This is a genomic window from Brunnivagina elsteri CCALA 953 (assembly GCF_002289455.1).
Classification (GTDB): Bacteria; Cyanobacteriota; Cyanobacteriia; order Cyanobacteriales; family Nostocaceae; genus Brunnivagina; species Brunnivagina elsteri.
The window spans coordinates 1-23,857 of sequence record NZ_NTFS01000053.1 but is presented as its reverse complement, the minus strand read 5'-3'; the positions used below and the strand labels follow the sequence as shown (position 1 = coordinate 23,857).

21 protein-coding genes are annotated in these 23,857 nt (G+C 40.1%); 14 read left to right on the top strand and 7 right to left on the bottom strand.

The features are described from left to right. Positions 1–64 precede the first annotated feature (64 nt). The 4 genes from CK510_RS07255 (at position 65) to CK510_RS07240 (ending at position 5,442) form a co-directional block, all read left to right on the top strand. Complete coding sequence (locus CK510_RS07255; protein ID WP_095721064.1) at positions 65–2,341, top strand: GTPase; 2,277 nt, start codon at positions 65–67, stop codon at positions 2,339–2,341. A 46-nt stretch (positions 2,342–2,387) separates the two neighbouring features. Further along, positions 2,388–4,136, top strand: coding sequence for a GTPase (locus CK510_RS07250; protein ID WP_095721063.1), 1,749 nt, complete (start codon positions 2,388–2,390; stop codon positions 4,134–4,136). Positions 4,137–4,527: 391 nt separating this feature from the next. Beyond that, positions 4,528–5,094, top strand: a complete 567-nt coding sequence (locus CK510_RS07245; protein WP_095721062.1) for a J domain-containing protein — start codon at positions 4,528–4,530, stop codon at positions 5,092–5,094. A 78-nt stretch (positions 5,095–5,172) separates the two neighbouring features. After that, positions 5,173–5,442 carry a DUF3143 domain-containing protein gene (locus tag CK510_RS07240; protein ID WP_095721061.1) on the top strand — a complete coding sequence of 90 codons (270 nt, stop codon included), beginning with the start codon at positions 5,173–5,175 and terminating at the stop codon, positions 5,440–5,442. Between the two features lie 113 nt (positions 5,443–5,555). On the opposite strand, the gene uppS is transcribed toward CK510_RS07240, so the two are convergent. The 3 genes from uppS to lysA form a co-directional block, all read right to left on the bottom strand. Next, positions 5,556–6,305, bottom strand: a complete 750-nt coding sequence (gene uppS / locus CK510_RS07235) for an undecaprenyl pyrophosphate synthase (RefSeq protein ID WP_095721060.1) — start codon at positions 6,303–6,305, stop codon at positions 5,556–5,558. Next, positions 6,302–7,222 (bottom strand): diadenylate cyclase CdaA, encoded by a 921-nt coding sequence (cdaA, locus tag CK510_RS07230; protein WP_095721059.1) that lies wholly within the window; start codon positions 7,220–7,222, stop codon positions 6,302–6,304. Before cdaA ends, uppS begins: the two co-directional genes overlap by 4 nt. Before the next feature lie 606 nt (positions 7,223–7,828). Continuing rightward, entirely contained in the window at positions 7,829–9,229 is a 1,401-nt protein-coding gene (lysA, locus tag CK510_RS07225) for a diaminopimelate decarboxylase (RefSeq protein WP_095721058.1), read from the bottom strand. Between the two features lie 452 nt (positions 9,230–9,681). On the opposite strand from lysA, the gene rimI reads away from it, so the two are divergent. From rimI to lepB, 4 genes are all read left to right on the top strand, one after another. Then, positions 9,682–10,233 carry a ribosomal protein S18-alanine N-acetyltransferase gene (gene rimI / locus CK510_RS07220; RefSeq protein ID WP_095721057.1) on the top strand — a complete coding sequence of 184 codons (552 nt, stop codon included), beginning with the start codon at positions 9,682–9,684 and terminating at the stop codon, positions 10,231–10,233. Positions 10,234–10,660: 427 nt separating this feature from the next. After that, a complete protein-coding gene (locus tag CK510_RS07215) occupies positions 10,661–13,138 on the top strand; it encodes an ATP-dependent Clp protease ATP-binding subunit (protein ID WP_095721056.1) in 2,478 nt (825 codons plus the stop codon). Between the two features lie 213 nt (positions 13,139–13,351). Next, positions 13,352–13,612: a hypothetical protein gene (locus tag CK510_RS07210; RefSeq protein WP_245911906.1), complete on the top strand. Its 261-nt coding sequence runs from the start codon at positions 13,352–13,354 to the stop codon at positions 13,610–13,612. Between the two features lie 116 nt (positions 13,613–13,728). Continuing rightward, the gene (lepB, locus tag CK510_RS07205; RefSeq protein ID WP_095721054.1) at positions 13,729–14,304 is read left to right on the top strand and encodes a signal peptidase I; all 576 of its coding nucleotides are present in this window, start codon (positions 13,729–13,731) and stop codon (positions 14,302–14,304) included. 95 nt (positions 14,305–14,399) lie between these two features. Here the strand turns inward: lepB and CK510_RS07200 are convergent, their stop codons facing one another. Both CK510_RS07200 and CK510_RS07195 read right to left on the bottom strand, forming a co-directional pair. Then, on the bottom strand, positions 14,400–14,930 hold the full coding sequence (locus CK510_RS07200; RefSeq protein ID WP_095721053.1) for a ComEA family DNA-binding protein: 531 nt from the start codon (positions 14,928–14,930) through the stop codon (positions 14,400–14,402). Between the two features lie 374 nt (positions 14,931–15,304). Continuing rightward, positions 15,305–15,676: an NINE protein gene (locus CK510_RS07195; RefSeq protein WP_095721052.1), complete on the bottom strand. Its 372-nt coding sequence runs from the start codon at positions 15,674–15,676 to the stop codon at positions 15,305–15,307. Between the two features lie 126 nt (positions 15,677–15,802). Between CK510_RS07195 and CK510_RS31585 the strand changes: the two genes are divergently transcribed. Together CK510_RS31585 and CK510_RS07190 are read left to right on the top strand one after the other, a co-directional pair. After that, positions 15,803–15,970: a hypothetical protein gene (locus CK510_RS31585; protein ID WP_158224857.1), complete on the top strand. Its 168-nt coding sequence runs from the start codon at positions 15,803–15,805 to the stop codon at positions 15,968–15,970. A gap of 122 nt (positions 15,971–16,092) precedes the next feature. Continuing rightward, positions 16,093–16,416, top strand: a complete 324-nt coding sequence (locus CK510_RS07190) for a DUF1825 family protein (protein ID WP_095721051.1) — start codon at positions 16,093–16,095, stop codon at positions 16,414–16,416. 635 nt (positions 16,417–17,051) lie between these two features. On the opposite strand, the gene CK510_RS07185 is transcribed toward CK510_RS07190, so the two are convergent. Continuing rightward, positions 17,052–18,974: a transglycosylase domain-containing protein gene (locus tag CK510_RS07185; RefSeq protein WP_095721050.1), complete on the bottom strand. Its 1,923-nt coding sequence runs from the start codon at positions 18,972–18,974 to the stop codon at positions 17,052–17,054. A gap of 200 nt (positions 18,975–19,174) precedes the next feature. On the opposite strand from CK510_RS07185, the gene tyrS reads away from it, so the two are divergent. Genes tyrS through CK510_RS07170 form a run of 3 tightly spaced genes read left to right on the top strand, consistent with a single transcriptional unit; the run spans position 19,175 to position 21,702 of the window. Further along, entirely contained in the window at positions 19,175–20,368 is a 1,194-nt protein-coding gene (tyrS, locus tag CK510_RS07180; RefSeq protein ID WP_211293119.1) for a tyrosine--tRNA ligase, read from the top strand. Positions 20,369–20,392: 24 nt separating this feature from the next. Further along, entirely contained in the window at positions 20,393–21,109 is a 717-nt protein-coding gene (gene pyrF / locus CK510_RS07175; RefSeq protein ID WP_095721048.1) for an orotidine-5'-phosphate decarboxylase, read from the top strand. Continuing rightward, positions 21,106–21,702 (top strand): hypothetical protein, encoded by a 597-nt coding sequence (locus CK510_RS07170; RefSeq protein ID WP_245911904.1) that lies wholly within the window; start codon positions 21,106–21,108, stop codon positions 21,700–21,702. Before pyrF ends, CK510_RS07170 begins: the two co-directional genes overlap by 4 nt. A gap of 83 nt (positions 21,703–21,785) precedes the next feature. Here CK510_RS07170 and CK510_RS07165 read toward each other — a convergent pair whose 3' ends face one another. Next, complete coding sequence (locus CK510_RS07165) at positions 21,786–21,989, bottom strand: photosystem II protein, Psb35-related (RefSeq protein WP_211293120.1); 204 nt, start codon at positions 21,987–21,989, stop codon at positions 21,786–21,788. A gap of 505 nt (positions 21,990–22,494) precedes the next feature. Here CK510_RS07165 and CK510_RS07160 point away from each other — a divergent pair. Beyond that, on the top strand, positions 22,495–23,733 hold the full coding sequence (locus CK510_RS07160) for a M16 family metallopeptidase (protein WP_095721065.1): 1,239 nt from the start codon (positions 22,495–22,497) through the stop codon (positions 23,731–23,733). The last annotated feature ends 124 nt before the right edge of the window (positions 23,734–23,857 follow it).

The window sequence follows — 23,857 nt, the reverse complement described above, 5'->3', positions numbered from 1 at the left end:
CCTCAAGTCATTGCTCACCGTTGTGCTTACCTTAATGGATTAATCTTTGCTCGCTAAATAAAAAGTGGGATGCTCCCTACTAGCAATTGCCTATATAGATGGTTATTTTTCACCTCTAGAACGCGAAATGCTAGACCGGGTAACAAAAATTTGGAACTACTCGGAAACAGAAATTGAAAAGTTACTGGAAGAAGCAAAAAGCTTTGGTCAAGTTAAACGCATTTATGGCGATTTAGAAAAATATGAGCTATCATTTGGTGCGCGCCTACTAAAGGGTACTGATGCTATTTTATCAAGGGGAATTATAGACAATTTAGCAAAAGTTGCTCCTGGAAATGTTGGGCGCAAAATTGAGAAACTGCGTAAGGAAATATTATTATCAGGACCTGACTATGATAGAGCAATACAAAAATGCAAATCAATAGCAGCTGAGGATTATAAGTATGCAGAAAATTCACTGAAAAGTACTTATTATGCTCTTGATAATTTAGCAAAAAATATAGAAAAGGCTACTGAAGCAATACAGAAAGAAACAAGTAGCAAAGGACAAGCTAATACAGCCAAAGAAGTCGCAAAACAGCTTGAGAGTACTAGAAATTTGCTCTCGACTGAAACTCTCAAAGAGCTTGAAGGGGTACATGAATCGCTACGTGCAAAAGAACGTGCTTTAAAGCATTTCAGTATAGCCTTCATAGGTAAAACAAAAGCAGGCAAAAGCACGCTCCACGCGATTATTACAGGTGATGGCTGGGATGCTATTGGTGTAGGTAAACAGCGTACAACTCGTTTTAATCGGGTTTATGAGTGGAAAAATATTCGGATTATTGATACTCCTGGAATTGGTGCGCCTGGTGGTAAAAGTGATGAAGAAATTGCCGAAAGCATTATCGAAGAATCTGATGTTATTTGTTATGTAGTCACAAACGACAGCATTCAAGAAACAGAATTTAAATTTTTACAGCTTTTAAAACAAAAAGCTAAACCCCTAATTATATTACTTAACGTTAAAAATAATCTCCGGGACACTCGAAGGTTTGAACATTTCTTAAAAGACTCAGATAAATTGTTTGTAATGGATAGTACAAGTGGTTTAGGTGGACATATTGAACGCATCCGTCGCTACGCCAAACAGTATTACGCTAACGACTACTTTGATATTATTCCTGTGATGCTTTTGGCTGCACAAATGTCACATGAAGCAGAACATCAGCAACATAAAGACAAGCTATTTAAAGCAAGCCGTATACAAAATTTTCTTGATGCTATTCGGGTGTCTTTAGTTGAGCATGGAGTAATTAGACGTTCTCAAACCTTACTTGGTTCTACAGTTGGTGCAATTGAGGAGCCTAACAAATGGGTGACTGAGCAGGTACAAGCTTATCAAAACTTGACTGACAACTTGAAAAATATGCATGATAAGTTTCAAGAGGGAATCACAAAGGCATCTAGGGATAATCATGAATATTTAATACAGCAAATTAAGACAGTTTTTAAAGACGCATTCGATACAATTCAACCTTTTGCAGAAGAAAATTGGGATGCTGATGAAAATCAGTTGAAAGCAAAATGGGAAAATAGGCTAAGAACATTAAAGTTCCAAGACAGATTAAATAATGCATTTGAAGAAAGTAGCAGAAAATTCAATCATGAAGTTGAGGAAATACTAGAAGAGATTGGTACTGAATTACAAATTGTTGCTAAATTGGAGGCTGGCAGTTTTAAGTTGAATGAACAGGATCGTATCATATTTAAAGATATGTTGCGTATTGGTGGAAACCTGCTAGGAATAGCAGGAGCGTTTGCAATCTTTATTGCTCCACCTGTTGGTATTTTCCTGGGAATTGCTGGTACTGTTTTAAGTGTTATTTCCAATTTTCTCAAATCTAAGGAGCAAAAACGCCGCGAAGCAGTGGAAAATATTCGCAACTCTTTAAATAATCAATTAGAAGATTATCAACAAAAAATGCTTACTAAAGCTAAAGAAGAATTTAGCAAGTATTGTGATGCTGTAGCCGTTAATATTAATAACTACTTCGATGAATTGATTCAGGGTATAAAAAAAATAAGCGAGCAACTCGTAAAAGCTAAAACTCAATTAGATAGCTCTGCTAATTATCTTAATCGTGCTTATGCCAAGCGCATTATCGATTGGTGTTTTGATAAATACGAACCATTAACAGATGAAGGTATTATCAAAACTATTAGTAAAGTACAACGTGATTTTGGACGAAGTATAAAAATTATAACAAAGTCTGAATTGCAGTTTAAAAAATCTCAAGAAACAATTAATCGAGTGTTACAAGAAGATGTTTATATAATTTCACGAGAATCAACTCAATAAAAACCAAATGTGCTAAGTAATAAAAAATAAGTAGGAGTAGCTAAAAATGTCTCAAGAAAGAAAATTTAATGCCTCTGATATCGCTGCTAAATTTAAAAATATGTGTTTAGCATTTGATAAAATATTAGCTCAATGTAATCAACAAGAATTCAGTATTATCCGCAAAAAGCTAGGTGATGATATCAAAGAATATCGTGAGAATGGGATTATTACAGTAGCTTTTGTTGGTCAATATAATGCAGGTAAATCTACTACGATTTCTGCACTTACAGGACGAAGAGATATTAAAATAGATTCTGATATTGCAACTGATAAAACTACTGATTATGACTGGAATTGTATTAAATTAATAGATACACCAGGACTATTTACAGACCGTAAAGACCATGATGAAATTACTTATGAGGCAATAAATAAAGCCGATTTATTAGTTTTCAGTCTCACTTATATGCTTTTTGATTCAATCACAGTAGAAAATTTCAAGAAGCTAGCTTATGAAAAAGGTTATCGATGGAAAATGATGCTACTCATCAATAAAATGTCAGATGAGGCAGGAGAGGAAGTGCAAAAAATTGCTAATTATCGTAAAAGTTTAGCAGAGGCACTTAAGCCCTACAGCCTCAATGAATTTCCTGTCTGTTTTATCGATGCAAAAGATTATTGTGAAGGTATAGATCAAGATGATGATTTTCTCATAGAAATCAGTCGTTTCCAAACTTTTATTGATGCTTTAAATAATTTTGTCGAACGCCGCGCCGCACTTACTCGTTTTGATACACCAGTACGAATTGTTTTAGCTTCTGTTGATGAAGCTCAATTAAGCTTTACGCGCAATTCTAATCAAGATACCACTTTTTTAGAAGTACTGACACGATTATCTCGAACAGTGCATAAGGAAAGAGAACGCTTGCGAACAAAATTTCATAGTGTCGCTTTAGAAATGTCCTCCGCAATTGCAAACGAGGGAATTAAATTAGCATATTCTGTGGGGACAAAAACTCAGGAAGATTTTGAAAAACTGAATATAGCAAGCGAGTTCAATGTACAGAATCATTATGATAACACCACAGAAAAATTAGAAGATTTGTTATCAGTGGCAATTGAAGAGATTAGCGAAGAAGTTCAAGAAGTATTACAGAGTAACCTTGCACAAACATTTATAAGCTGTTTGGAAAATACACAAAAATTATCTGCCAAAAACATTGATAATAATACAAATGTTGAGCGACTAAAAAGTCAAGTGGAAGCATTACAAAAAATTGGTGATGTGCTAGGAGTTCATTGGGATAAATTTGCTACGGGTAGAGTTAGTGGTCAAGGGTTTTTAAATGCCACGAATGTAGCAGGAAGCAATCTTCATCATGTAGTTTACGGTGTAGGAAAATTTGTTGGTGTGAATTTCAAGCCTTGGCAAGCCGTTGGAATTGCTAAAGACCTTGCTAATTTTACTATGTTTCTTGGTCCTGTACTGGCAGTAGTTGGCGCTGGTTTAGATGCCCATTCCATGCAAAAAGAAGCAGAAAGACAAGATAAAATGGCTGAAGCTCGTCAAGTGATTACGAGTCAGTTTACTGCTATTGGAAAAAATCTTGAAGTTCAAGTAGATAAGATATTTGCAGAAGTAGAAACACAAGTTTATGGCGAGATTGATAAGCAAATTGCAACCGCACGTCAACAAGAAGAAAGTGCGATCGCTACTTCTAACACTGGAGTAAGACAACTCGCGGAAATTCGTAAAGGCTTTGAGTCTATCCTCTCTGATATCACTGAGGCAAGTCAAAATACAGTTATTTAGAGAAAATAGTACAAAATAAACCTCACTTATTAAGATAGAAGTTATTTTTCTACTGTTTTACAGAACAATAAAATAGTACCAATCTATTTAGTAGAGACGTGATTAATCTCGTTTCTACTAAATAGATTTTTCCATCGCACTCCAAAATACTATCTTTGCCAACCTGCGATACTAAACTGTACGATAGTTAGTCTTCTTATTTACTCTGATAGGGGAAATCGTTAAAATTTTAACAGTTCCATTGATGCAATTAGTAAATTTATGATTGGGATATTTTTTTCTTTGGAAGTCCCTAACTGCGATCGCACACAATTAACTTGCTCTAAAATAAGAAAAGCTTGATAGCTTGATAAACATAATTCAACAACGGGCAGTGAACCAAAACGGTGAAATGCAACAACGCAGCGAACCGCAAGTAAAATCTAACTATTACTCCTTGCTAGAACTCCATCCTTCAGCATCGGTAATTGATATTCGTCGTGCTTACCGCGAACTCAGCAAGCGCTATCATCCAGATACAACTGAGTTACCTGATGCTGTCGCTACAGCTAAATTTCGGGAAATAAACGAAGCTTACGCAACCCTCACCAAGCCAGAACAACGATTTAACTATGACCTCAAAATCGGTTATTCGCGCTTTGGAGTCATCCAACCACCTCCAGACTTAAATAAACAGGTTTCCCGTTCCTACGACTGGGGAAAATCAGCCTATCTTGATGCTACCGACAGACCACTTTCCGGAGGCGAATTATTTGCCCTGTTTATCATGGGAATAACACTTTTGGGCTGCTTATTACTTGCGATCGCAATTGGGATAATCCGTGGTGATACTACCGAACAACCATTTTTTCAATCTATTCCTCAACCATTGACCCAAAATACACACTTGGTAAGTACACCAAACTTCGCCAACAATTATGGACCAATCAAAGATAAAATATTCAATATATCTTATTAAAAATTTACTTTAAATTATTCAGCTTAAAACGACCCTAACAAAGCCACAGTCACTTTCATGGTGTTTCACTCCTAAATTATGGTTATCTCCCCAGACACACCCTTATACAACCACTCCTTACCGCGAATCGAAGCATGGTTACGCGAACAAGGTTGCCAGCAAGATAACCAAGAACTGCATTCTTGGCGTTTGCAAAAATCTAACTGGAATGCCGAATTATGGCTAGATACTGAGCAAATTACCGTTCGCTACGTCAAAGCAGGAGAAGACGGACAAGATATCCTGCGTTCTTTCAAATATTCTCTCAGTCGGCAAGATATCGAACAAGCCGTATTTGCGGGACCCTAAATTTAATTCGAGTTAGGAATAATATTAACTCCTAACTATCGTACAGACGACCCGGTGGGTCGTCTCTCATTTTAAATCTCTCAATTTAAACCTCTCAATTTAAATCTCTCAATTTAAATTTTCCCAAATCGCCGACTTCGCTGCTGATAAGAAGACAAAGCCTGATGAAACTGATTACGATCAAAATCAGGCCAAAATACATCCGTCACATAGATTTCCGTATAAGCAATTTGCCAAAGGAGAAAATTGCTAATCCGCATTTCTCCACTTGTACGAATTAACAAATCGGGGTCTTCAATCCCAGCAGTATACAAATGGCGCTCAAAAACTTCCTCGTCAATTTCATCAGGTTCAAGCAAACCATCCTTAACTTGTTGTGCGATCGCGCGACAAGCAGATAAAATTTCTTCCCTACCACCGTAATTAGTGGCGACAGTAAACTGGATGCCGCGATTATTCTGGGTTTCCTCCATCGCTTTCTGGATCTCTTCTTGCAATGAAGGAGGTAATGCCTTTAAATTCCCCGCAAACTTAATCCGGACATTTTCCTTCATCATGTCACGCAACTCTTGGCGCAAAACCACCTGAAATAAACTCATCAAAAAATCAACTTCTTCAGCCGGACGTTTCCAGTTTTCAGTCGAAAAAGCATAAGCCGTCAGCGATTCAATCCCCCAATCATCACAAGTCCTGAGTAATGCTTTAAGAGCATCAACTCCCCGCTTATGTCCCATAATCCGGGGTAATCCTCGATGCCTAGCCCATCGACCATTGCCATCCATAATCACCGCAACATGTCTAGGTAATAATTCGCGTTTCAGGTCAGAAGGTAAAACTCGCAATTCTGTTTGTTGTGCTGTCATTTTTTATTCCGAGAAGCGGTCGATGGTAATCCGAGTAAACGTGAAACCATAAAAAGCGCCTTACTACGGATTTGCCTTCCCAAACTTAGCAATCCGGGTGCAACAGCTTCCCGATCTACATTAGGAGAAAACATTTCCTCAAGCAAGTCTTTTAGTTTCGCGATCGTTAATGGTCTATTTAGGGTTCCCCGTTCTGCTAGAGAAATAGAACCTGTTTCTTCTGATACAACGACACAAATACAGTTTTCGACTCGCTCAGTAATACCCATCGCTGCCCGATGGCGAGTTCCCAACTGGCGCGAGGCTGTGCGTCCCGAAAGCGGTAGAATTATACCTGATGCGATTATCCGCGAGCCACGTACTAATGTAGCACCGTCATGTAAAAGTGTCTTGGGCTGAAAAATAGTTTGAATCAATTCCTTAGAAACTTCAGCATTCAGCTTTACACCAGGTACGGAAAAATCCCGTTCGTCGATCGGACCTGTAGTTTCTATAATCAGCAAAGCCCCAATTCGGTTTTTCGACAGTTCCTTTATCGCTTCCACTATTTCATCGATCGTACTATCAGATTTAGGAAGCGTCAGACTGGAGGGTTGAAACATCTGGCGAAATTCCCCACGTCCCAGCCTTTCTAGAAATCTGCGAAACTCCGATTGAAGTGCAACTGCCATAGCTACTGCACAACCAATTACCAATTTTTCTAAAACAAAATTCAACAGTTCCAGTCCCCACTGATGGGAGAGGGCTGAAGCCAACATTAATATAATAAAACCTCGCACCATCCACAGCGTCCGACGCTCGTTAATTAGAACTAGCATCATATAGGTCAGCGCCAGCACTAATACTATATCCAGTGTCTTTAGCAGCAAGGTGTGCGACCATTCGGCTATCAGCCATTGCTTCCACAAATCTTTCATGACATCTGGAATTAAATATTTTGCCGCTAATACAAAGTTAATACTGGGCGTTCGCTTATTTTAAAACTCTAAGTTCAATTAAAGCCTTAATTCAAAAGGGAAAAGGCTATTTTTAAGTAAATAGTCATTTCTAAGTAACGTTTACTACCTTCGTATCAGGCTTCTAGAAGCGTCGACTTAAGGCTTAGGGAAGTACAAATCATAAAAATGGCTAAAACCTTGTACGAGCCAAAAATACCTGAGTTGACCGAATCGTCTGGATTACAAGCCCTGTGAGGCTTAATTAAATTTTTGGGTCAAAAATGAGCGAACGTACAGTTAATAGTTAAAAATTAGGAGTTAGGAATTAAAAATTAGGAGTTAGGAATTAAAAATTAGGATTTAGGAGTTAGAAATTAGGATTTAGGATTTAGAAATTAGGAGTTAGGAACTTGAAAATTAGGGGTTAGGGTTTGCTTTCTTAAGCATTAGAAGGTTTTATTTACCCCACTACTCTAACTCATACCTCATACCTCATACCTCATACCTCATACCTCATACCTCATAACCCATAACTCATAACTCATAACCCATAACCCATAACTAATAACTCATAACTCATAACTTCTAACTATTTTTCAGCCTTTCCGGTAAACAATCTTGTCGAAGTAAATCCTGATATGTTTCACGTTGCAAAATTATATTTGCCTCGCTATCAGCAACTAATACCGCAGCCGGACGGGGCAGACGATTGTAGTTCGATGCCATACTGTAATTGTAAGCACCTGTCGCCATCACAACCAGAATATCTCCTGACTCAGTTTTTGGTAGTTGGGCATTCTTAATTACAATATCCCCTGACTCGCAGTGTTTTCCGGCAACTGTCACAGTTTCTGTACAAGCTACCGACATTTTGTTAGCAATGACTGCACGATAAACCGACTGGTAAGTAATTGGACGAGGATTATCTGACATCCCACCATCAACCGCAATATAATTGCGAATTTCGGGAATCTCTTTCGACGAGCCAACCGTATATGCTGTCACGCAGGATGTCGCCACTAAAGAACGTCCAGGTTCGGATAATAATTTTGGGAGGGGTAAATTTTGCTCAATACAAGCATTTTGAATCACTTCGCAAATCGGTTTTACCCATTCTTCAATGCTTGGGGGATCATCAGATTCAATATATTTAACCCCCAAACCACCACCGACGTTTAATTCGGTAATATTTAAACCGTGACTTGCAGATTGAATTAACCACTGTACCATTACTGCTGCTAAGTCTCTATGGGGTTGACGCTCAAAGATTTGCGAACCGATATGGGCATGAACCCCGATAAAATTTAAACCATTTTGCTTGCTGACGAATGTAAATACCTCGTCGAGTTGGTTAGGATCAAATCCAAATTTACTGTCGAGGTGTCCTGTACGAATATATTCGTGGGTATGGCATTCGATGCCAGGTGTCAGACGTAACATGATCCGGATGGGTTGTTTCAGGGAACCCATTTCGACCAAAGTTTTTAGTTCATGCCAGTTATCAACTACAATAGTTGCCTTTGCTTCAATTGCGAAAGCTAGTTCCTCTCGTGATTTATTGTTCCCGTGGAGGTATATTTTACTGGGGTTAACTCCCGCATTCAGGGCAGTATGTAGTTCCCCTCCAGATACGACATCAATTCCTAGTCCTTCTTGATTGGCGATCGCACAAACTGCCAAGCAACTCCACGCTTTGGAAGCATACAATACTTGCGATTCCCCTTTGTAATAGCGTTTAAAACTATCACGATATTGCCGACAAGCTGCACGCAATGTGGTTTCATCCAATATATACAAAGGCGAACCGAATTGCTGAACTAATTTCTGAACATCACAGCCACCAATTTCTAAATTATCTTGATTGTTGATTCTGGCTGTTAGCGGTAGCAACTCCTGATTAGGAGAAATTTCAATATTATTATTTTTAATCTGAGGTAAATACTTACTACCGAAATTTTGAACCTCAGTCGGATGAGTCGATACCATAACTGTGTGAGCTATCCTTAAATTAAAAGTCTTGAGTTGTGATTTAGCTGTAAAGACGCGACTAATCACGCCTGTGGAAGTTACTAGTTAAGAGTTAAAGAAAGAAAACCTGTAAACTTAATTTGTCAAGGTTAGTAAAAAATCTGGATTTACGCCACCATACACCTATAAACTCTAATTATTAGCTGTTGTATAAAATCTATACTGAAGTCTAGATTTTATTTTTTACTTGAACGGGAGCATGGGAGCAGTTATCCCGAAGTTCGCTTTCACTGCGACAGCCAAACGCAATAAATTTATTATTCCTAACTCCTAATTTCTAAATTTTTGAGAAATTAGTAGGAATGAGCAAATATTCCCATACCCAGTTTACAGCCACGGTGTACTCTCAAGTCGAAAAAAGCTAGGGAAGGTCAACAATACCGTCCATTAGACTATAAATATCAACCAGCGTGAACACATTCAATTTAGAACTTCAGTCATTGACAGAAACACACCTTAGTGCATTGCTAGAACTGGATCAAACTTGTTTTGGCGGTTTGTGGACGTTGGACGCATATCAGCGAGAAATAGCCAGCCCCAACAGCGATTTGCTTGGTCTAATTTCTCCCCTCTCCACTATGGAACTATTAGGCATGGGCTGCTTTTGGTCAATTTTAGAGGAGGCACACATTACGCTTTTAGCTGTTCATCCCCAATATCAACGGCAAGGGATGGGACAAGCTTTGCTATTTTCCCTACTCAAGACAGCTCACGATCGCGGTTTGGAGCGAGCAACCCTAGAAGTACGAGCTTCTAATCTGAGTGCTATTAATTTATATCAGAAATTTGGTTTCAAGACAGCTGGACGTAGGCGGCGATATTACAAGGATAATGACGAAGATGCCCTCATTCTCTGGCTTGGCGATATTCAACATCCCCAATTCCCCAATTCTCTCAAAACTTGGCATCAAATTACTTCAGAACACCTCAAATCATTTGGTTGGTTGTTTACTTCTTCTTAACTTCCGTGACTTAAGTTACTCAATATTGCCTTCTGAATGTAGTTTTGTACTTTCTTAACAAATCTTTATTATATTCTGAGAAATATTAATTTTTGAAGTTTGTGCCCGCGATCGCATCAAAAACACTGCATAAAGTTTAAATTAATCTTGACAGGAACTCAAAAATGTGATAAATATTTTCAGTTGGGAGCAGTTTTGGCAAAAACGCCACAAAAGTGATTAATTGCCGGAAATACAGCATTTAAAAGGCTCTCAAAGTCAAGCATTTCAGTATAGTAACGAAGTAAAAGTAATAAATATTTCAGCAGGAAACCCGTAATCTGATTAAGCTCCGATTAACGTATGTATCTTTCATACAGGATCGGTTTGTTTTGGCTGTGCTAAAATCAGCGTACCGGCACGCCGCAGGTGATGGGAAAACTGCCATATGTTTGAACGCTTCACAGAAAAAGCCATTAAGGTTATCATGCTCGCCCAAGAGGAAGCTCGAAGGTTAGGGCATAATTTTGTCGGTACCGAACAAATCCTCCTGGGTTTGATTGGTGAAGGTACCGGAGTAGCAGCAAAAGTACTGAAATCGATGGGTGTCAATCTCAAAGACGCTCGGATTGAGGTAGAGAAAATCATAGGTCGAGGCTCAGGCTTTGTAGCTGTGGAAATTCCGTTTACGCCACGGGCAAAGCGCGTTTTGGAACTCTCTTTGGAAGAAGCACGACAGTTGGGGCACAACTATATTGGCACCGAACATCTGTTGTTAGGCTTAATCCGAGAGGGGGAAGGAGTCGCAGCCAGAGTCCTAGAAAATCTTGGGGTTGACTTATCTAAAGTCAGAACCCAAGTGATTCGGATGTTAGGCGAAACTGCTGAGGTGACACAAGGTGGTCCATCCAGCCGGACAAAGACCCCGACGTTGGACGAATTTGGTTCAAACTTGACCCAAATGGCGGCTGACGGCAAGCTTGACCCAGTGGTGGGACGCGCCAAAGAAATTGAGAGAGTAATTCAAATTCTTGGTCGCCGGACTAAAAACAACCCAGTATTAATCGGTGAGCCTGGGGTTGGAAAAACGGCGATCGCAGAAGGTTTGGCATCGCGCATCACCACCAAAGATATCCCTGATATCCTTGAAGATAAGCGCGTAGTCACCCTAGATATTGGTTTACTGGTAGCAGGAACCAAATATCGAGGCGAATTTGAAGAACGCCTGAAGAAAATCATGGATGAGATTCGTCAGGCAGGAAATGTAATTTTAGTTATTGACGAGGTTCACACCTTAATTGGTGCAGGTGCAGCCGAAGGGGCAATTGATGCAGCAAATATCCTCAAGCCAGCTTTGGCGCGGGGTGAGTTGCAATGTATCGGGGCGACAACGCTTGACGAGTACCGCAAGCACATCGAACGCGATGCAGCCCTAGAACGCCGTTTCCAACCAGTAATGGTAGGCGAACCCTCGGTAGATGAAACGATAGAAATTTTGTACGGTTTACGTGAACGCTACGAGCAACACCACAAGCTGAAGATTTCCGATGAAGCTTTGGTGGCTGCTGCGAAGCTATCCGACCGTTATATATCTGACCGCTTCCTTCCGGACAAAGCTATCGACTTAGTTGATGAAGCTGGTTCGCGGGTGCGTTTAATTAACTCCCAATTACCCCCAGCCGCGAAAGAACTAGATAAGGAACTGCGTCAGATTCTCAAAGAGAAAGACGATGCAGTGCGATCGCAAGACTTCGATCGAGCTGGGGAACTGCGAGATCGCGAAATGGAAATCAAAGCCGAAATCCGTGCGATCGCTCAAAACAAAGCAACCGGAACCAAGACCGAAGGTGGCGATGAACCTGTAGTTACAGAGGAAGATATCGCCCATATCGTCGCATCTTGGACGGGTGTACCTGTCAATAAGCTGACCGAATCCGAATCGGAAAAGCTAATGCACATGGAAGACACCCTACACCAACGACTGATTGGTCAAGAAGAAGCTGTCAAAGCAGTTTCGCGAGCAATTCGCCGTGCCCGTGTAGGTTTGAAAAATCCTAACCGACCTATTGCTAGCTTTGTTTTCTCTGGTCCTACCGGGGTTGGTAAAACCGAATTAGCAAAATCCTTAGCTTCCTACTTCTTCGGTTCTGAAGAAGCAATGATTCGCTTAGATATGTCTGAGTATATGGAACGCCACACCGTCAGCAAGCTGATTGGTTCGCCTCCAGGTTACGTAGGATACAACGAAGGCGGTCAGTTAACCGAGGCTGTACGTCGCAGACCTTACACAGTGGTGCTTTTCGATGAAATCGAAAAAGCTCACCCCGATGTATTTAATATGCTACTGCAAATCTTGGAAGACGGTAGATTGACGGATGCAAAAGGTCGTACCGTTGACTTCAAAAACACCCTATTGATTTTAACCTCGAACATTGGTTCTAAGGTAATCGAAAAAGGTGGTGGTGGTATTGGTTTCGAGTTTGCCGAAGACGCAAGCGACTCCCAATACAATCGGATTAAATTCTTGGTTAACGAAGAACTCAAAAACTACTTCCGTCCTGAGTTCCTCAACCGTCTTGACGAAATCATCGTCTTCCGTCAGTTGAATAAAGCTGAAGTTACGGAAATTGCCGATATTATGCTCAAGGAAGTCTTCGGACGCTTGGGTGAAAAAGGCATCACGATGGAAGTTACAGACCGCTTCAAGGAGCGTCTGATTGTGGAAGGCTACAATCCCAGCTACGGAGCTAGACCACTACGTCGGGCAATTATGCGCTTGTTAGAGGATAGCTTGGCTGAAGAGATTCTCTCAGGTCGCGTTAAAGAAGGTGATACTGCCGTAGTTGACGTGGATGAAAACAATAATGTTGTTGTTCGTCCTGGGGAACGTCCCGAACCACCAGTTTTAACTCCAGCAGGGGAATAGGTTATTAGATATTGGATTAAATCCAATATCTAAAATAATCTGGAATTTGAAATCAAAAGCGGTAAAGTTGAAAAAACTTTACCGTTTTCTACTGAAACCTCATTTACTATGAGGATAAAAGTTATTACTACCCATCTGGGTGAAGCGTAAACTAAAAATTTCGTGTAAATTTAAAATACTATTTTCAACTGTTTTAAAACTATAGATATTTTTATGGAAACATCATCGTCTGACCTCAATTCTCCCAAATCAAAGCAGGAAGGTAAGAGTATATTGATTATGCGTTTTACTGCTGGAGCAATGATTGGACTGCTGGTTGCAGCTATATACTGGGGAACAAGTATTTATTTTGCTTATCCAATATCATTAAATACAGGTATTATTGGCTGTTTGTTCATTGCGATCGCTTGTGGGTTGATGACATTGAAATGGGGTTATAAAACGTTGGAAAATATTTTGGAGAATTTGCGTTAATAGTGTGCATGTAATATTAAATAAATGTAACTAAATAGTAAAGAAACAGCAGCATACTTTGAACTTGAAAAAAATCAAAGTATGCTTTTCAGTTGTGTAACTTGATTGAAACTAATATGGCTTCCCAGGAAAATAATGCAAAAGACACTTCAGCTTCTTCACAATTATGGCGAAATATTCGTGAAAATGTCACATTAGTTGCGATCGCACTTCTACTTGCTTTCTTCATTCGTACTTTTATTGCCGAACCTCGGTACATTCCTTCACCATCGATGGTACCAACTTTATCTGAAGGCGATCGGCTAGTAGTAGAAAAAGTACTGTATCACTTCAAACAACCCCAGTTTGGCGACATCGTTGTATTTAACCCCCCATTAGAACTACAACGTCAAAGAAAAATAGACAAAGACCAAGCATTTATTAAACGTATTATTGCTACACCAGGTGAAACAGTCAGCATCAAAGAGGGTAAAGTTTATTTAAATGGGCAACCTATCTCAGAAAATTACATAGCTGAACCACCAAATCAAGCATTTCCAGAAATCAAAATTCCTCCCAGCCAATTTTTTGTCATGGGAGATAATCGCAACAATAGTTACGATTCCCGTTACTGGGGATTTGTGCCCAAGGAGAATATTATTGGTAGAGCCGTATTTCGCTTTTATCCTATCAATAAAATTGGGACGATTTAGTTATAATAAGTCAGAATACAGGAGTCAGAAGTCAGAATACAGGCATTAAAATTCCCTGTTCTTGATTACTGACTCTCAAATTCTCCATAAAAATATCAGAATCTTAAATAATACATCAACTGGGCTAATACATCACCCGATAAATTTAAACGCTTTTGAAAATCTATAATATCTCGATATAATCCATTCTCCAAACGATTTTTTACCACCGCTTCAGCCAACAGTGAATTAATGAATGGAACATTTGCGATCGCGTCTACAGTTGCGGTATTAATATTAATAAATTTTGTCGCAATTTCTATCGCTTCATCATCGTAATAACTAAAAGTAAGTATTACTTGAAAATACTCAAACCTGGCAGGAGATATACTTAATGCTGCTCCAATATCTTCAATACAGTAATATTTGACACCAGAACGGGACAATTCAACCAGCATTCTTGCTTGGTGTATGGACAACCCAGGCAACCTTAACCAATCATCAACAGTAGCATTATTAGCATCAATACTGATACCAAGTTGAGATGCGATCGCAATTTCTTCTGCTGACTGAAAGCGGTAATAAGGATTACCCAGTATTTGATTTCGTAGTTTCTGCAATCTCGCGTTAAATTGAAAAGGATTCATAAAATTAAGAAATTAGGCACTTGCAGTAAAGCTTTTTGTATCCCACTAACCTCCTTAAAAATGAGAGAACTAATTCAAATTCTCCCTTGAAAAGGAGGATTTAAGGTAGGCTGTTGACTCTGTGGCTTTTAGAGATTAAAAATTCATACAAAATCTGTGATGTCAAAGATCATATCGGGTAGGGGCAAACGGATGTTTGCCCTTTTATGACGACACAAAATAGCATGAACCAAAAGCACGAAAATTTCATCAAAGTCAATAGCCTAGATTTAAGGGAATAAAATAGGCTAAGGAACCACACAAGAGACTTGAAAAATGAGATTCGATATTTTACAAAATTCCTAACTCATAACTCTTAATTCCTAACTTAATTATTAAATATGGTCTAACAACTGACGACGTTTTTGCTCAAATTCGTACTCTGTAATTAAACCATCCTGACGCAAAGTATCCAACTCTCGCAAAGCATCCGCAATTGAAGCAACTTGTTTACCCGCAGTTTGGGAAATTTTTGCCGATTTTCCTAAATTGAAATTTTGGTCAAAAGTATCTTCATCTTGTGCTAAAAACCAAACTCCCTCAATTGCACTCGCTACCTTAGGAATTGGTGTCCAAGAAAGTAAAACGTAAATAATACCCCATAAGGGTTGACCTAAATAAAATTTATGCAACCCAGAAATTGTCAGCGTTCCACTAAAAGCTAAAACAGCAGCAACACTGCGGCTTTTATGTTGATTTTTAAACATAATTCAAATAAATTTTACGAATAGCAGAGTAACCCGTTTAATTAAACATCATCAGGAACATCAAAAATAAATTATCCAGGGTTTTTATAGATAGTACGGTATGTTGACATAATTAAAGAGAATAAAATGCGATCGCCCTTGGTGGGTGCTTTCACCATCGCAACAGTTCCTAGTCTCTGGGAACCCCTGCGGGGAACAGAAGTATCGCTCCATCCCCATCATCTGCCCGTTAATCTCCACCGATCAATTTTGGCTGTTCCCCTTTTTCCTCCAGCTTTTCTAGTCAAGTGTTGAAATCTCGGTAAAAAACCGTACTTGAACCGCAACTTCCCAAAATATCGCTCTGGACTAGAATAAAACAAGAGGCGAAAGTATGAAAGCTACTGAGAAAAATAACTCAGTCCAGTGGGAGCAACATGGGATTCTTTGACTCTGATATTATCCAACAGGAAGCAAAACAATTATTTGAAGATTATCAAGGACTTATCAAGCTTGGTAATGACTATGGAAGGTTCGATCGTGAAGGCAAAAAGCTATATATCGAGCAAATGGAAGCAATGATGGAGCGCTACCGTATCTTTATGAAGCGGTTTGAGCTATCAGAAGATTTCATGGCTCAAATGACTATGGAACAGCTAAAGACACAACTTGGTCAATTTGGGGTGACTCCACAACAAATGTTTGACCAAATGAACATGACATTGCAGCGCATGAAAACTGAATTAGAAAAGCAAAAGTAAGGAATTATTTGGGAGTTAGGAGTTGGGAGTTAGAAATTAAGAGTTCAAAAATTAATTAGCTTGATTAAAAAAACAATTTAACTCAAAAGTTCATAAGACCTCACGGTATGCTGGAAACTCAGTCCCTTTAGGGCGCTCGTGGGAAGCGACACGAGCCGTTAAAACGGCATTGAATCTTGAGTTTTTGTTCAGGTTTTTTTGATTGGAAACCTGAAAAACCAACTCCCATTTCTGGGGTAATGTTAGCTACCCTACCTAGCCCTAAAAGGGCGGCTACGCCAACGGAACGTCTTCGACGAACGGGAACGCGTTCGCGCAGCGTGTCGCTTTGCGACTCAGCGCGAACGACCTGTTATTAGAGCTTGTTAGGCTTGCAACACTGTTCCAGTGACCTTAGAACTGTTTAATTACAAGCGACAGAGCAGGGAACTAGCTACGCATTCCAGGGTGTCGTGATTCAAATAACGGCTACCTATTTATAGGTGGTGGTCAAGCTTGCTTGATTTCGACATGCAAGCTCAGTCCCTTTAGGGCTGGGTTACTGACAAACTCATCACTCCCGTGAAGACGCAATACACCGCATCTTCACATTTATAAATCATAACTCCTAATTCCTAACTCCTAACTCACAACCCCTATTCTCCTTTGGGACGTGGGAACTGCGAAGTCGGCTTAAAGTTTTCCACAGGTACATCTTTAAGTGCCCGTTGCATAAAATCAGCCCAAATAGGGGCTACGGTAACACCACCTGTAGCCCCGCTTGCCAGTTGTTTGTTATCATCTCGACCGATCCAGACTGCCGTTGTTAACTGCGGTACAGTTCCCACAAACCAGATATCTTTTTCTGACGATGTGGTTCCCGTTTTACCAGCAGCCGGACGACCGATCGCAGCATTTTTCCCAGTACCCTCAGTAACTACCGATCGCATCACGTCAATAATAGCTGCTGAAGCCCAGGGGTCGAGAACTAGCTGGGGTTTAGGCGTGTTATCAAGCAATACATTACCACTACTGTCTGTAACTCGGACAATCACAGTTGCAGGAGATTGCCAGCCATAATTGGCGAATGTAGCATAAGCACTAGCCATTTCCAGAGGTGTTAAACCGATCGCACCTAGAGGTAGAGAAGTAACTGGTTCCATTGGACTTGTAATTCCCAAAATGCGACAAGTCTCTACAACTTTATTCATGCCAATCGCTTTACCGAGCTTAATTACGGGAATGTTACGGGATTGTGCTAAAGCGTAACGAATTGTCATGGAACCACCGAAACTACCATCATAGTTACGGGGATAATACATATTATCGCCATCACGGTAGCCAACGGGAGCATCTACAACCGTGGAAGATGGGCTATACTTTCCTGTGGCAAAGGCAGCATAGTAAACAAAAGGCTTAAACGAAGAACCTGGTTGACGTAAAGCTTGGGTTGCCCGGTTAAATTCACTCGTCTTGGAATCAACACCACCCACAAGAGCCTTAACATAGTGGGTACGAGGATCGATAGCCACTAATGCCATTTGGTTTTTGTATAGACCTTGACCAAGTAGGCGATTGTGCCACTTAGTGACAGTTTCCTCCGCCATACGTTGAAAATCGCTATCTATAGTAGTTTGCACACGCATCCCACCTTTGAGAAGTGCCTCACGACCAAATTTTTTCGCCAATTCCGCCGACACAGCATTGGTAACAAAAGGTAAAGCACTTCCTTGAAATGAGCGTATTTTACCTAACTTAATTTTTTCTGCCAGAGCTGCATCGCGTTGTTCTTGACTAATCCAACCTAGAGTCAGCATCCGCGACAAGACGATCGTCTGCTGTTCCTTCGCTTTTTTGGGATGGACGAAAGGACTATAATCTTCAGGAGCTTGAATTAAAGCCGCCATCATTGCTGACTCTGCCAAGGTTAAATTTTCTGCACCCTTATTAAAATAGCTGCGTGCAGCAGTTTGTACCCCATAATTATTGTGACCCCAATACACTTGGTTGAGGTACATCTCCAAAATTTGGTCTTTTGAAAGAATTTGTTCCAGACGGATAGCTAATACAGCCTCAGCAATTTTCCGGGTAAAATCACGACGACGAGACAGAAATAGGTTTTTGACCAACTGCATTGTCACAGTTGAACCACCTTCCCGCACACCCCCAGACTTTAAGTTGCTTGCTACAGCACGTCCTACACCTTTAGGATTGATACCGTGGTGATAATAAAAATCAGCATCTTCACTCGCTAATACAGCCCGTTTGAGTTCGGGGGAAATGCGATCGAGGGGAACGACTTCGCGGTTTGCTTCCCCGTGGATACTTGAGAGAAGTTTGCCTTTAACGTCGTAGACGTAAGTAGTTTCGGAGGGGAAAAAGTTGCGTAGCTGTCTGACATCGGGTAGGTTACGGAAACTGATAGCTAAACCTACCAGCCCTCCGGCTACAATAGAACTTGTCAGCATGGTTATGGCTAAAAGGGTTCCGCCAGTCACCTGACCAACTCCCTTTACAAACTCCAAACCAGATGTAGTCTGACCTCGGTTTTTTTTATCTTCAAAAGTCCTAGACGACACGGCGATTTCACTTCCTCACTTGTATGTATAAGTGTAATTTCTTGGGCGAAGCAGGGCGGTTGATTTTTTGATTGATTTTTTGTGACTATATATTAGTTTGGCAGATGAACTTTTAGACAAAATTAATAGTGAATATAACCAATTTGACTTCTATTGTGAAAAACAGTACCAGTAATCAGGCTCATAATCAACTTTTCAATATGACGCATAATTTATCGTGGTTGCGTCGCGGAACCACAGAAATTTTTCCAGAAGTAATCGATTCTAACAGCGAAAACGATAATATTGAAAGCTTACTAGCGAAAACTGACCGTCCTTTACGGGTAAAATTCGGTATCGATCCAACTGGCGCTGATATTCATCTTGGTCATAGCATACCTATGCGGAAATTACGAGCTTTTCAGGACGCTGGACATACGGCTGTTTTGATTATCGGTGATTTTACAGCCAGAATTGGCGACCCTACAGGTAAATCGGACGTGCGACGGCAATTAACTTTATCAGATGTACAGCAAAATGCCAAAACCTACCTCGATCAAGTACGTCCAATTTTAGACTTTGATACACCCGGACGCTTAGAAATACGTTACAATTCGGAATGGCTTTCTCGGCTAGATTTAGGAAAAATTTTAGAATTACTATCCACAATGACTGTTGGACAGATGCTTGAGAAAGAAGGATTTGATTCACGCTATAAAACCCAAAATCCCATATTTCTTCATGAATTTATGTATCCTTTGATGCAGGGCTATGATTCCGTAGCGGTGGAATCAGATGTGGAATTGGGTGGTACTGACCAAAAATTTAACATTGCCCTGGGTAGGGATTTGCAGCGTCATTTTGGGCAAAAACCTCAATTTGGCTTGCTCCTACCAATTCTAATTGGTACTGATGGCGTACAGAAAATGTCGAAATCTCTGGGTAATTACGTAGCTTTGTCAGAACATCCAAATCAAAAGTACCAGAAATTACAGGCAATCCCTGACAATTTGTTAGAGCAGTATTTTGAATTGTTAACAAATTTACCTTTGGATAGTTTGCCCGATAATGGACGGGAAAAACAGAAAATGTTGGCTTGGGAAGTTGTCAAGCAGTACCACGGGGAAGCAGTAGCGATAGAAGCCAAGAAAGCAGCAGAATCGGCAGGTCAGGAGGGTGATATTCCCGAATTCTCACTCTCAAATGTCGAATTTCCGGCAAGATTAGCGTTAATTCTCAATGTGAGTGGATTGTGTGAAAGCAACAAGGAAGGTAAACGAAAAATTCAAGAAGGGGGAGTTCGTCTAGATGGGGAAAAAATTACCGATGCTGAAGCCACTTTTCCTACTTCCGAAGAATTACAAAGTAAAGTTTTGCAACTTGGAAAAAAGAAGTTTCTTCGCTTAGTTCCTTAAAAATTGATAACTTCCCAATCCCCAATGCCCAATAATAAAATTATCGTTCCCCTAGATGTCGCAACTGTTGAAGATGCGATCGCACTCCTTAATCAACTCCCTGAAGTCACTTTCTGGAAGGTTGGTTTGGAACTTTTTACGAATACTGGACCACAAATTCTCGAAGTTCTCAAATCTCGCCAAAAACGAATTTTCCTCGATTTAAAGTTCCACGACATCCCCAACACTGTTGCTGGTGCTTGTCGCGCTGCATCCCGTTACGGAGTCGATTTACTCACGATTCACTCCACTAACGGACGGGATGCCCTTAAAGCTGCCGCAGAAGCCGTTCAGGAAGGTGCAAGCCAAGCTAATGTTAAACCACCCAAATTAATCGCCATCACCCTGCTTACTAGCATCTCCTCCCGTCAACTAGCCTCTGATTTACACGTTCCCTTAGAATTGCCAGAATATGCCTTAAAGATGGCACTCATGGCAAAAGAATCGGGTTTAGATGGTGCGGTATGTTCACCTCAAGAAGTGGCACAACTACACCAGACCTGCGGTAACAATTTTCTGCTAGTATGCCCTGGTGTACGTCCTGAGTGGGCAGACAAAGGCGACCAAAAACGCACTTTTACACCCGCCGCATCTCTCCAAGCCGGAGCAAATTATCTCGTCATCGGTCGTCCCATCACCTCTGCTGAGAATCCTGCGATCGCATGGCAAAAAATTTGTGAAGAGGTCAAAAATTTGACATGAAGTCAAACATCTTTTGGCTTAGTTTTTTTAGCTTTCTCATTGCTGCACAAGATATTAACCCATCACTTGCGGTTAATAAAACCCAATTTGATAAAAATACTGACAACAATAGAACATATTGCTCTGAACAAAAAATAGAATCGGTTACAACTTATCTTTTGCGCGATTTACCTAGCTATGCCAATCGAGCCAGTCAACGCGCTCGTCGCCTCACTCGCAGAGGTGACACCTTTAGCTATACGATCGCAGCTGGGAAACCAGAATTTCAACCTCTACCATTAAACCCAAGTACTACGAGTAGCGATACTACCAAAACTCTTTCGGAAGGAATTGAACAAGTATTTTTCACGACTTTGGAGCGCCAGTATACTGCTGGTAAATCCGTAGAACTACAACAATTTCACTGGTTGTTGTTAACGAAAACTGGTAGTGGTTGGCGTAAAGTAATGATGTTTTCCCAAATAGGCTCCTTTCCAGTGACAAAACAACCTCTAAGTCCCCCACGCGAAAGCAGTAATGGCGTGGTTGCTCAAGCTGTTGATGTTTGGTTGCGTGACTGTCAAGCTGGAAGTGTAAAAATTAGTTCTAATTAACGCGAAAATTACGCATTTTAAGCCTCTCCCCTTAGTAAGGGGAGAGGTTGGAGAGGGGTGTGTTTTATTTGTATTTAGCTAACTTAAGCATCTACCGCATATCCAGGAATGCGATCGCTATAATCGATTTCTTTTCCTGTCAGGTTTTTTGCCAAATTATCAAAAGAATCTGAAGCCCAGTTACGTTGGTGAATAGGCTTTCTTTGTTCACCCATGAAATACGCTAATGTACCCAATACAGATGCTGCAACCCAAGCAACTACGAATAATGTAATCAATATAGTCATCATAAGTATTATTTCCCGTACAAACTTTTATTGCTTTATGTAAACAAATGTAAACGTTTATTTACAAAACTGCAATATCTAATAGCTATGTGCTAACCGATGAAGATGGTAGGGTATACCGTACTACAGAACTAAATTGCCCCAAACTTTTTTAGGGCTGGGGAGACCCCAGGACTACGAATGATATGATTAGACATAGGAGTGGAAAAGACGTAGAGACGTAGCATTGCTACGTCTCTACAAGGGTTCTGGGGAACGCATCATTAATTTTCAGAGATATCTATTGATGAATAAGTATATAACTGAGATGTTTTATTTTCCGAAAATCCCTTAGGTCGTTTCGGGCAAGTTTTATAGAGCGGCTTCACATCATTTTGCGGTAAATTTGTATAATTCGAGTCGAAGAACAGCTCCATTAAGAGCTATTGTTGTTAGAATTTAGTTAAATTGTAGTTGCGATTACAAATAATTGTTATACACAAAGAATAATACAGAGTTTCCAGCCTTGATATCCAAACTGGATAGTCGTTTAACATTCATTCATCAAGAAATATCCACAACACCTGTTGTTGTGGCAGATATTTGGGTACGTGCTGGGAGCATTGAAGAGCCAGCATTTTGCTTTGGAATGGCGCATTTCCTCGAACATATGATATTTAAAGGAACCACCAATCTAGCTCCTGGTATGTTCGACCATAATATCGAAAATCGTGGTGGAGTTAGCAATGCAGCGACTAGTTACGACTATGCACATTATTCTCTTGCTGCTGCGGCTTCATATTTAGAAGAGACGTTACCACAGTTAGCAGATATGTTGCTAAATGCGGCGATTCCTGATGATGAATTTGTACGCGAACGTGATGTTGTGTTAGAGGAGATTCGTTCTTGTTCGGATGACCCAGATTGGGTAGGATATCAGCATTTAATTAGTAGTATTTACCCGCAACATCCCTATGGACGTTCAATTTTAGGAACTGAAAACGACATTTTACAACATTCTCCTTCTGCAATGCGTTGCTTTCATCGTCACTATTATCAACCGAAAAATATGACGGTGGTAATTGTTGGTGGAATTGGTCAAGAAAGCGCTTTAGAATTAGTAGAAAAAACTTTTAAGGTTCCCAAATTAGCATTAAATGATTGTATTTGTCCGCAGAGAGAAAAAGTTGTACAACCCTTGATTGTAGGGATTCGTCGTCAAGAGATTTCTTTACCAAGACTTGAGACAGCGCGGTTGATAATGGGATGGATAGCACCGGGAATTGAACATTTAAAAGTTGCCTATGGTTTAGATTTACTTTCGGCATTGTTATCGGAAGGAAGAACATCGCGTTTAGTGCGTAGTTTGCGGGAAGAAGAGCAATTAGTCCAGGGTATTTGTAGTAATTTTTCGCTGCAAAAAGAATCGAGTTTATTTACTATTACGGTTTGGTTGGAACCGGAACATTTAGAAAGAGTTGAATCTTTAATTTGCTTGCATTTAGAAGACTTGCTGAAGAATGGTGTTACTAAACAAGAGTTAACACGTTGTCAAAGGTTATTGTGTAATGATTATGCTTTTTCTACCGAGACTCCCAATCAAATTGCTGGACTTTATGGTTATTATAATACAGTTGCTCAAGCTGATTTAGCAGTTACATATCCGCAAAATATTTTGTCATTTGATATTCATGATATGCAAAAATTGGCGCAAGATTTTCTTTCGCCCAATCAATATGCTGTGACTGTTTTAAAGCCGGGTTAGGGAATAATTAATTATTAATTGTTAGTGATTAATAGTAAATGATTGATACCATTTTAGTATGAAGATGCATAAAATAACCCCACCGCCTGTGGCACCTCCCTCTCTATACCTCCCCTTAGCAAGG

Coding starts and splice junctions, on each gene's coding strand:
- CK510_RS07165 (WP_211293120.1), bottom strand. CDS start 21,989: ATGACTATATTGATTACATTATTCGTAGTTGCTTGGGTTGCAGCATCT.
- pyrF (WP_095721048.1), top strand. CDS start 20,393: ATGCCCAATAATAAAATTATCGTTCCCCTAGATGTCGCAACTGTTGAA.
- CK510_RS07190 (WP_095721051.1), top strand. CDS start 16,093: ATGGGATTCTTTGACTCTGATATTATCCAACAGGAAGCAAAACAATTA.
- CK510_RS07170 (WP_245911904.1), top strand. CDS start 21,106: ATGAAGTCAAACATCTTTTGGCTTAGTTTTTTTAGCTTTCTCATTGCT.
- tyrS (WP_211293119.1), top strand. CDS start 19,175: ATGACGCATAATTTATCGTGGTTGCGTCGCGGAACCACAGAAATTTTT.
- lysA (WP_095721058.1), bottom strand. CDS start 9,229: ATGGTATCGACTCATCCGACTGAGGTTCAAAATTTCGGTAGTAAGTAT.
- CK510_RS07250 (WP_095721063.1), top strand. CDS start 2,388: ATGTCTCAAGAAAGAAAATTTAATGCCTCTGATATCGCTGCTAAATTT.
- cdaA (WP_095721059.1), bottom strand. CDS start 7,222: ATGAAAGATTTGTGGAAGCAATGGCTGATAGCCGAATGGTCGCACACC.
- uppS (WP_095721060.1), bottom strand. CDS start 6,305: ATGACAGCACAACAAACAGAATTGCGAGTTTTACCTTCTGACCTGAAA.
- lepB (WP_095721054.1), top strand. CDS start 13,729: ATGGCTTCCCAGGAAAATAATGCAAAAGACACTTCAGCTTCTTCACAA.
- CK510_RS07215 (WP_095721056.1), top strand. CDS start 10,661: ATGTTTGAACGCTTCACAGAAAAAGCCATTAAGGTTATCATGCTCGCC.
- CK510_RS31585 (WP_158224857.1), top strand. CDS start 15,803: ATGCGATCGCCCTTGGTGGGTGCTTTCACCATCGCAACAGTTCCTAGT.
- CK510_RS07195 (WP_095721052.1), bottom strand. CDS start 15,676: ATGTTTAAAAATCAACATAAAAGCCGCAGTGTTGCTGCTGTTTTAGCT.
- CK510_RS07200 (WP_095721053.1), bottom strand. CDS start 14,930: ATGAATCCTTTTCAATTTAACGCGAGATTGCAGAAACTACGAAATCAA.
- CK510_RS07245 (WP_095721062.1), top strand. CDS start 4,528: ATGCAACAACGCAGCGAACCGCAAGTAAAATCTAACTATTACTCCTTG.
- CK510_RS07240 (WP_095721061.1), top strand. CDS start 5,173: ATGGTTATCTCCCCAGACACACCCTTATACAACCACTCCTTACCGCGA.
- CK510_RS07210 (WP_245911906.1), top strand. CDS start 13,352: ATGGAAACATCATCGTCTGACCTCAATTCTCCCAAATCAAAGCAGGAA.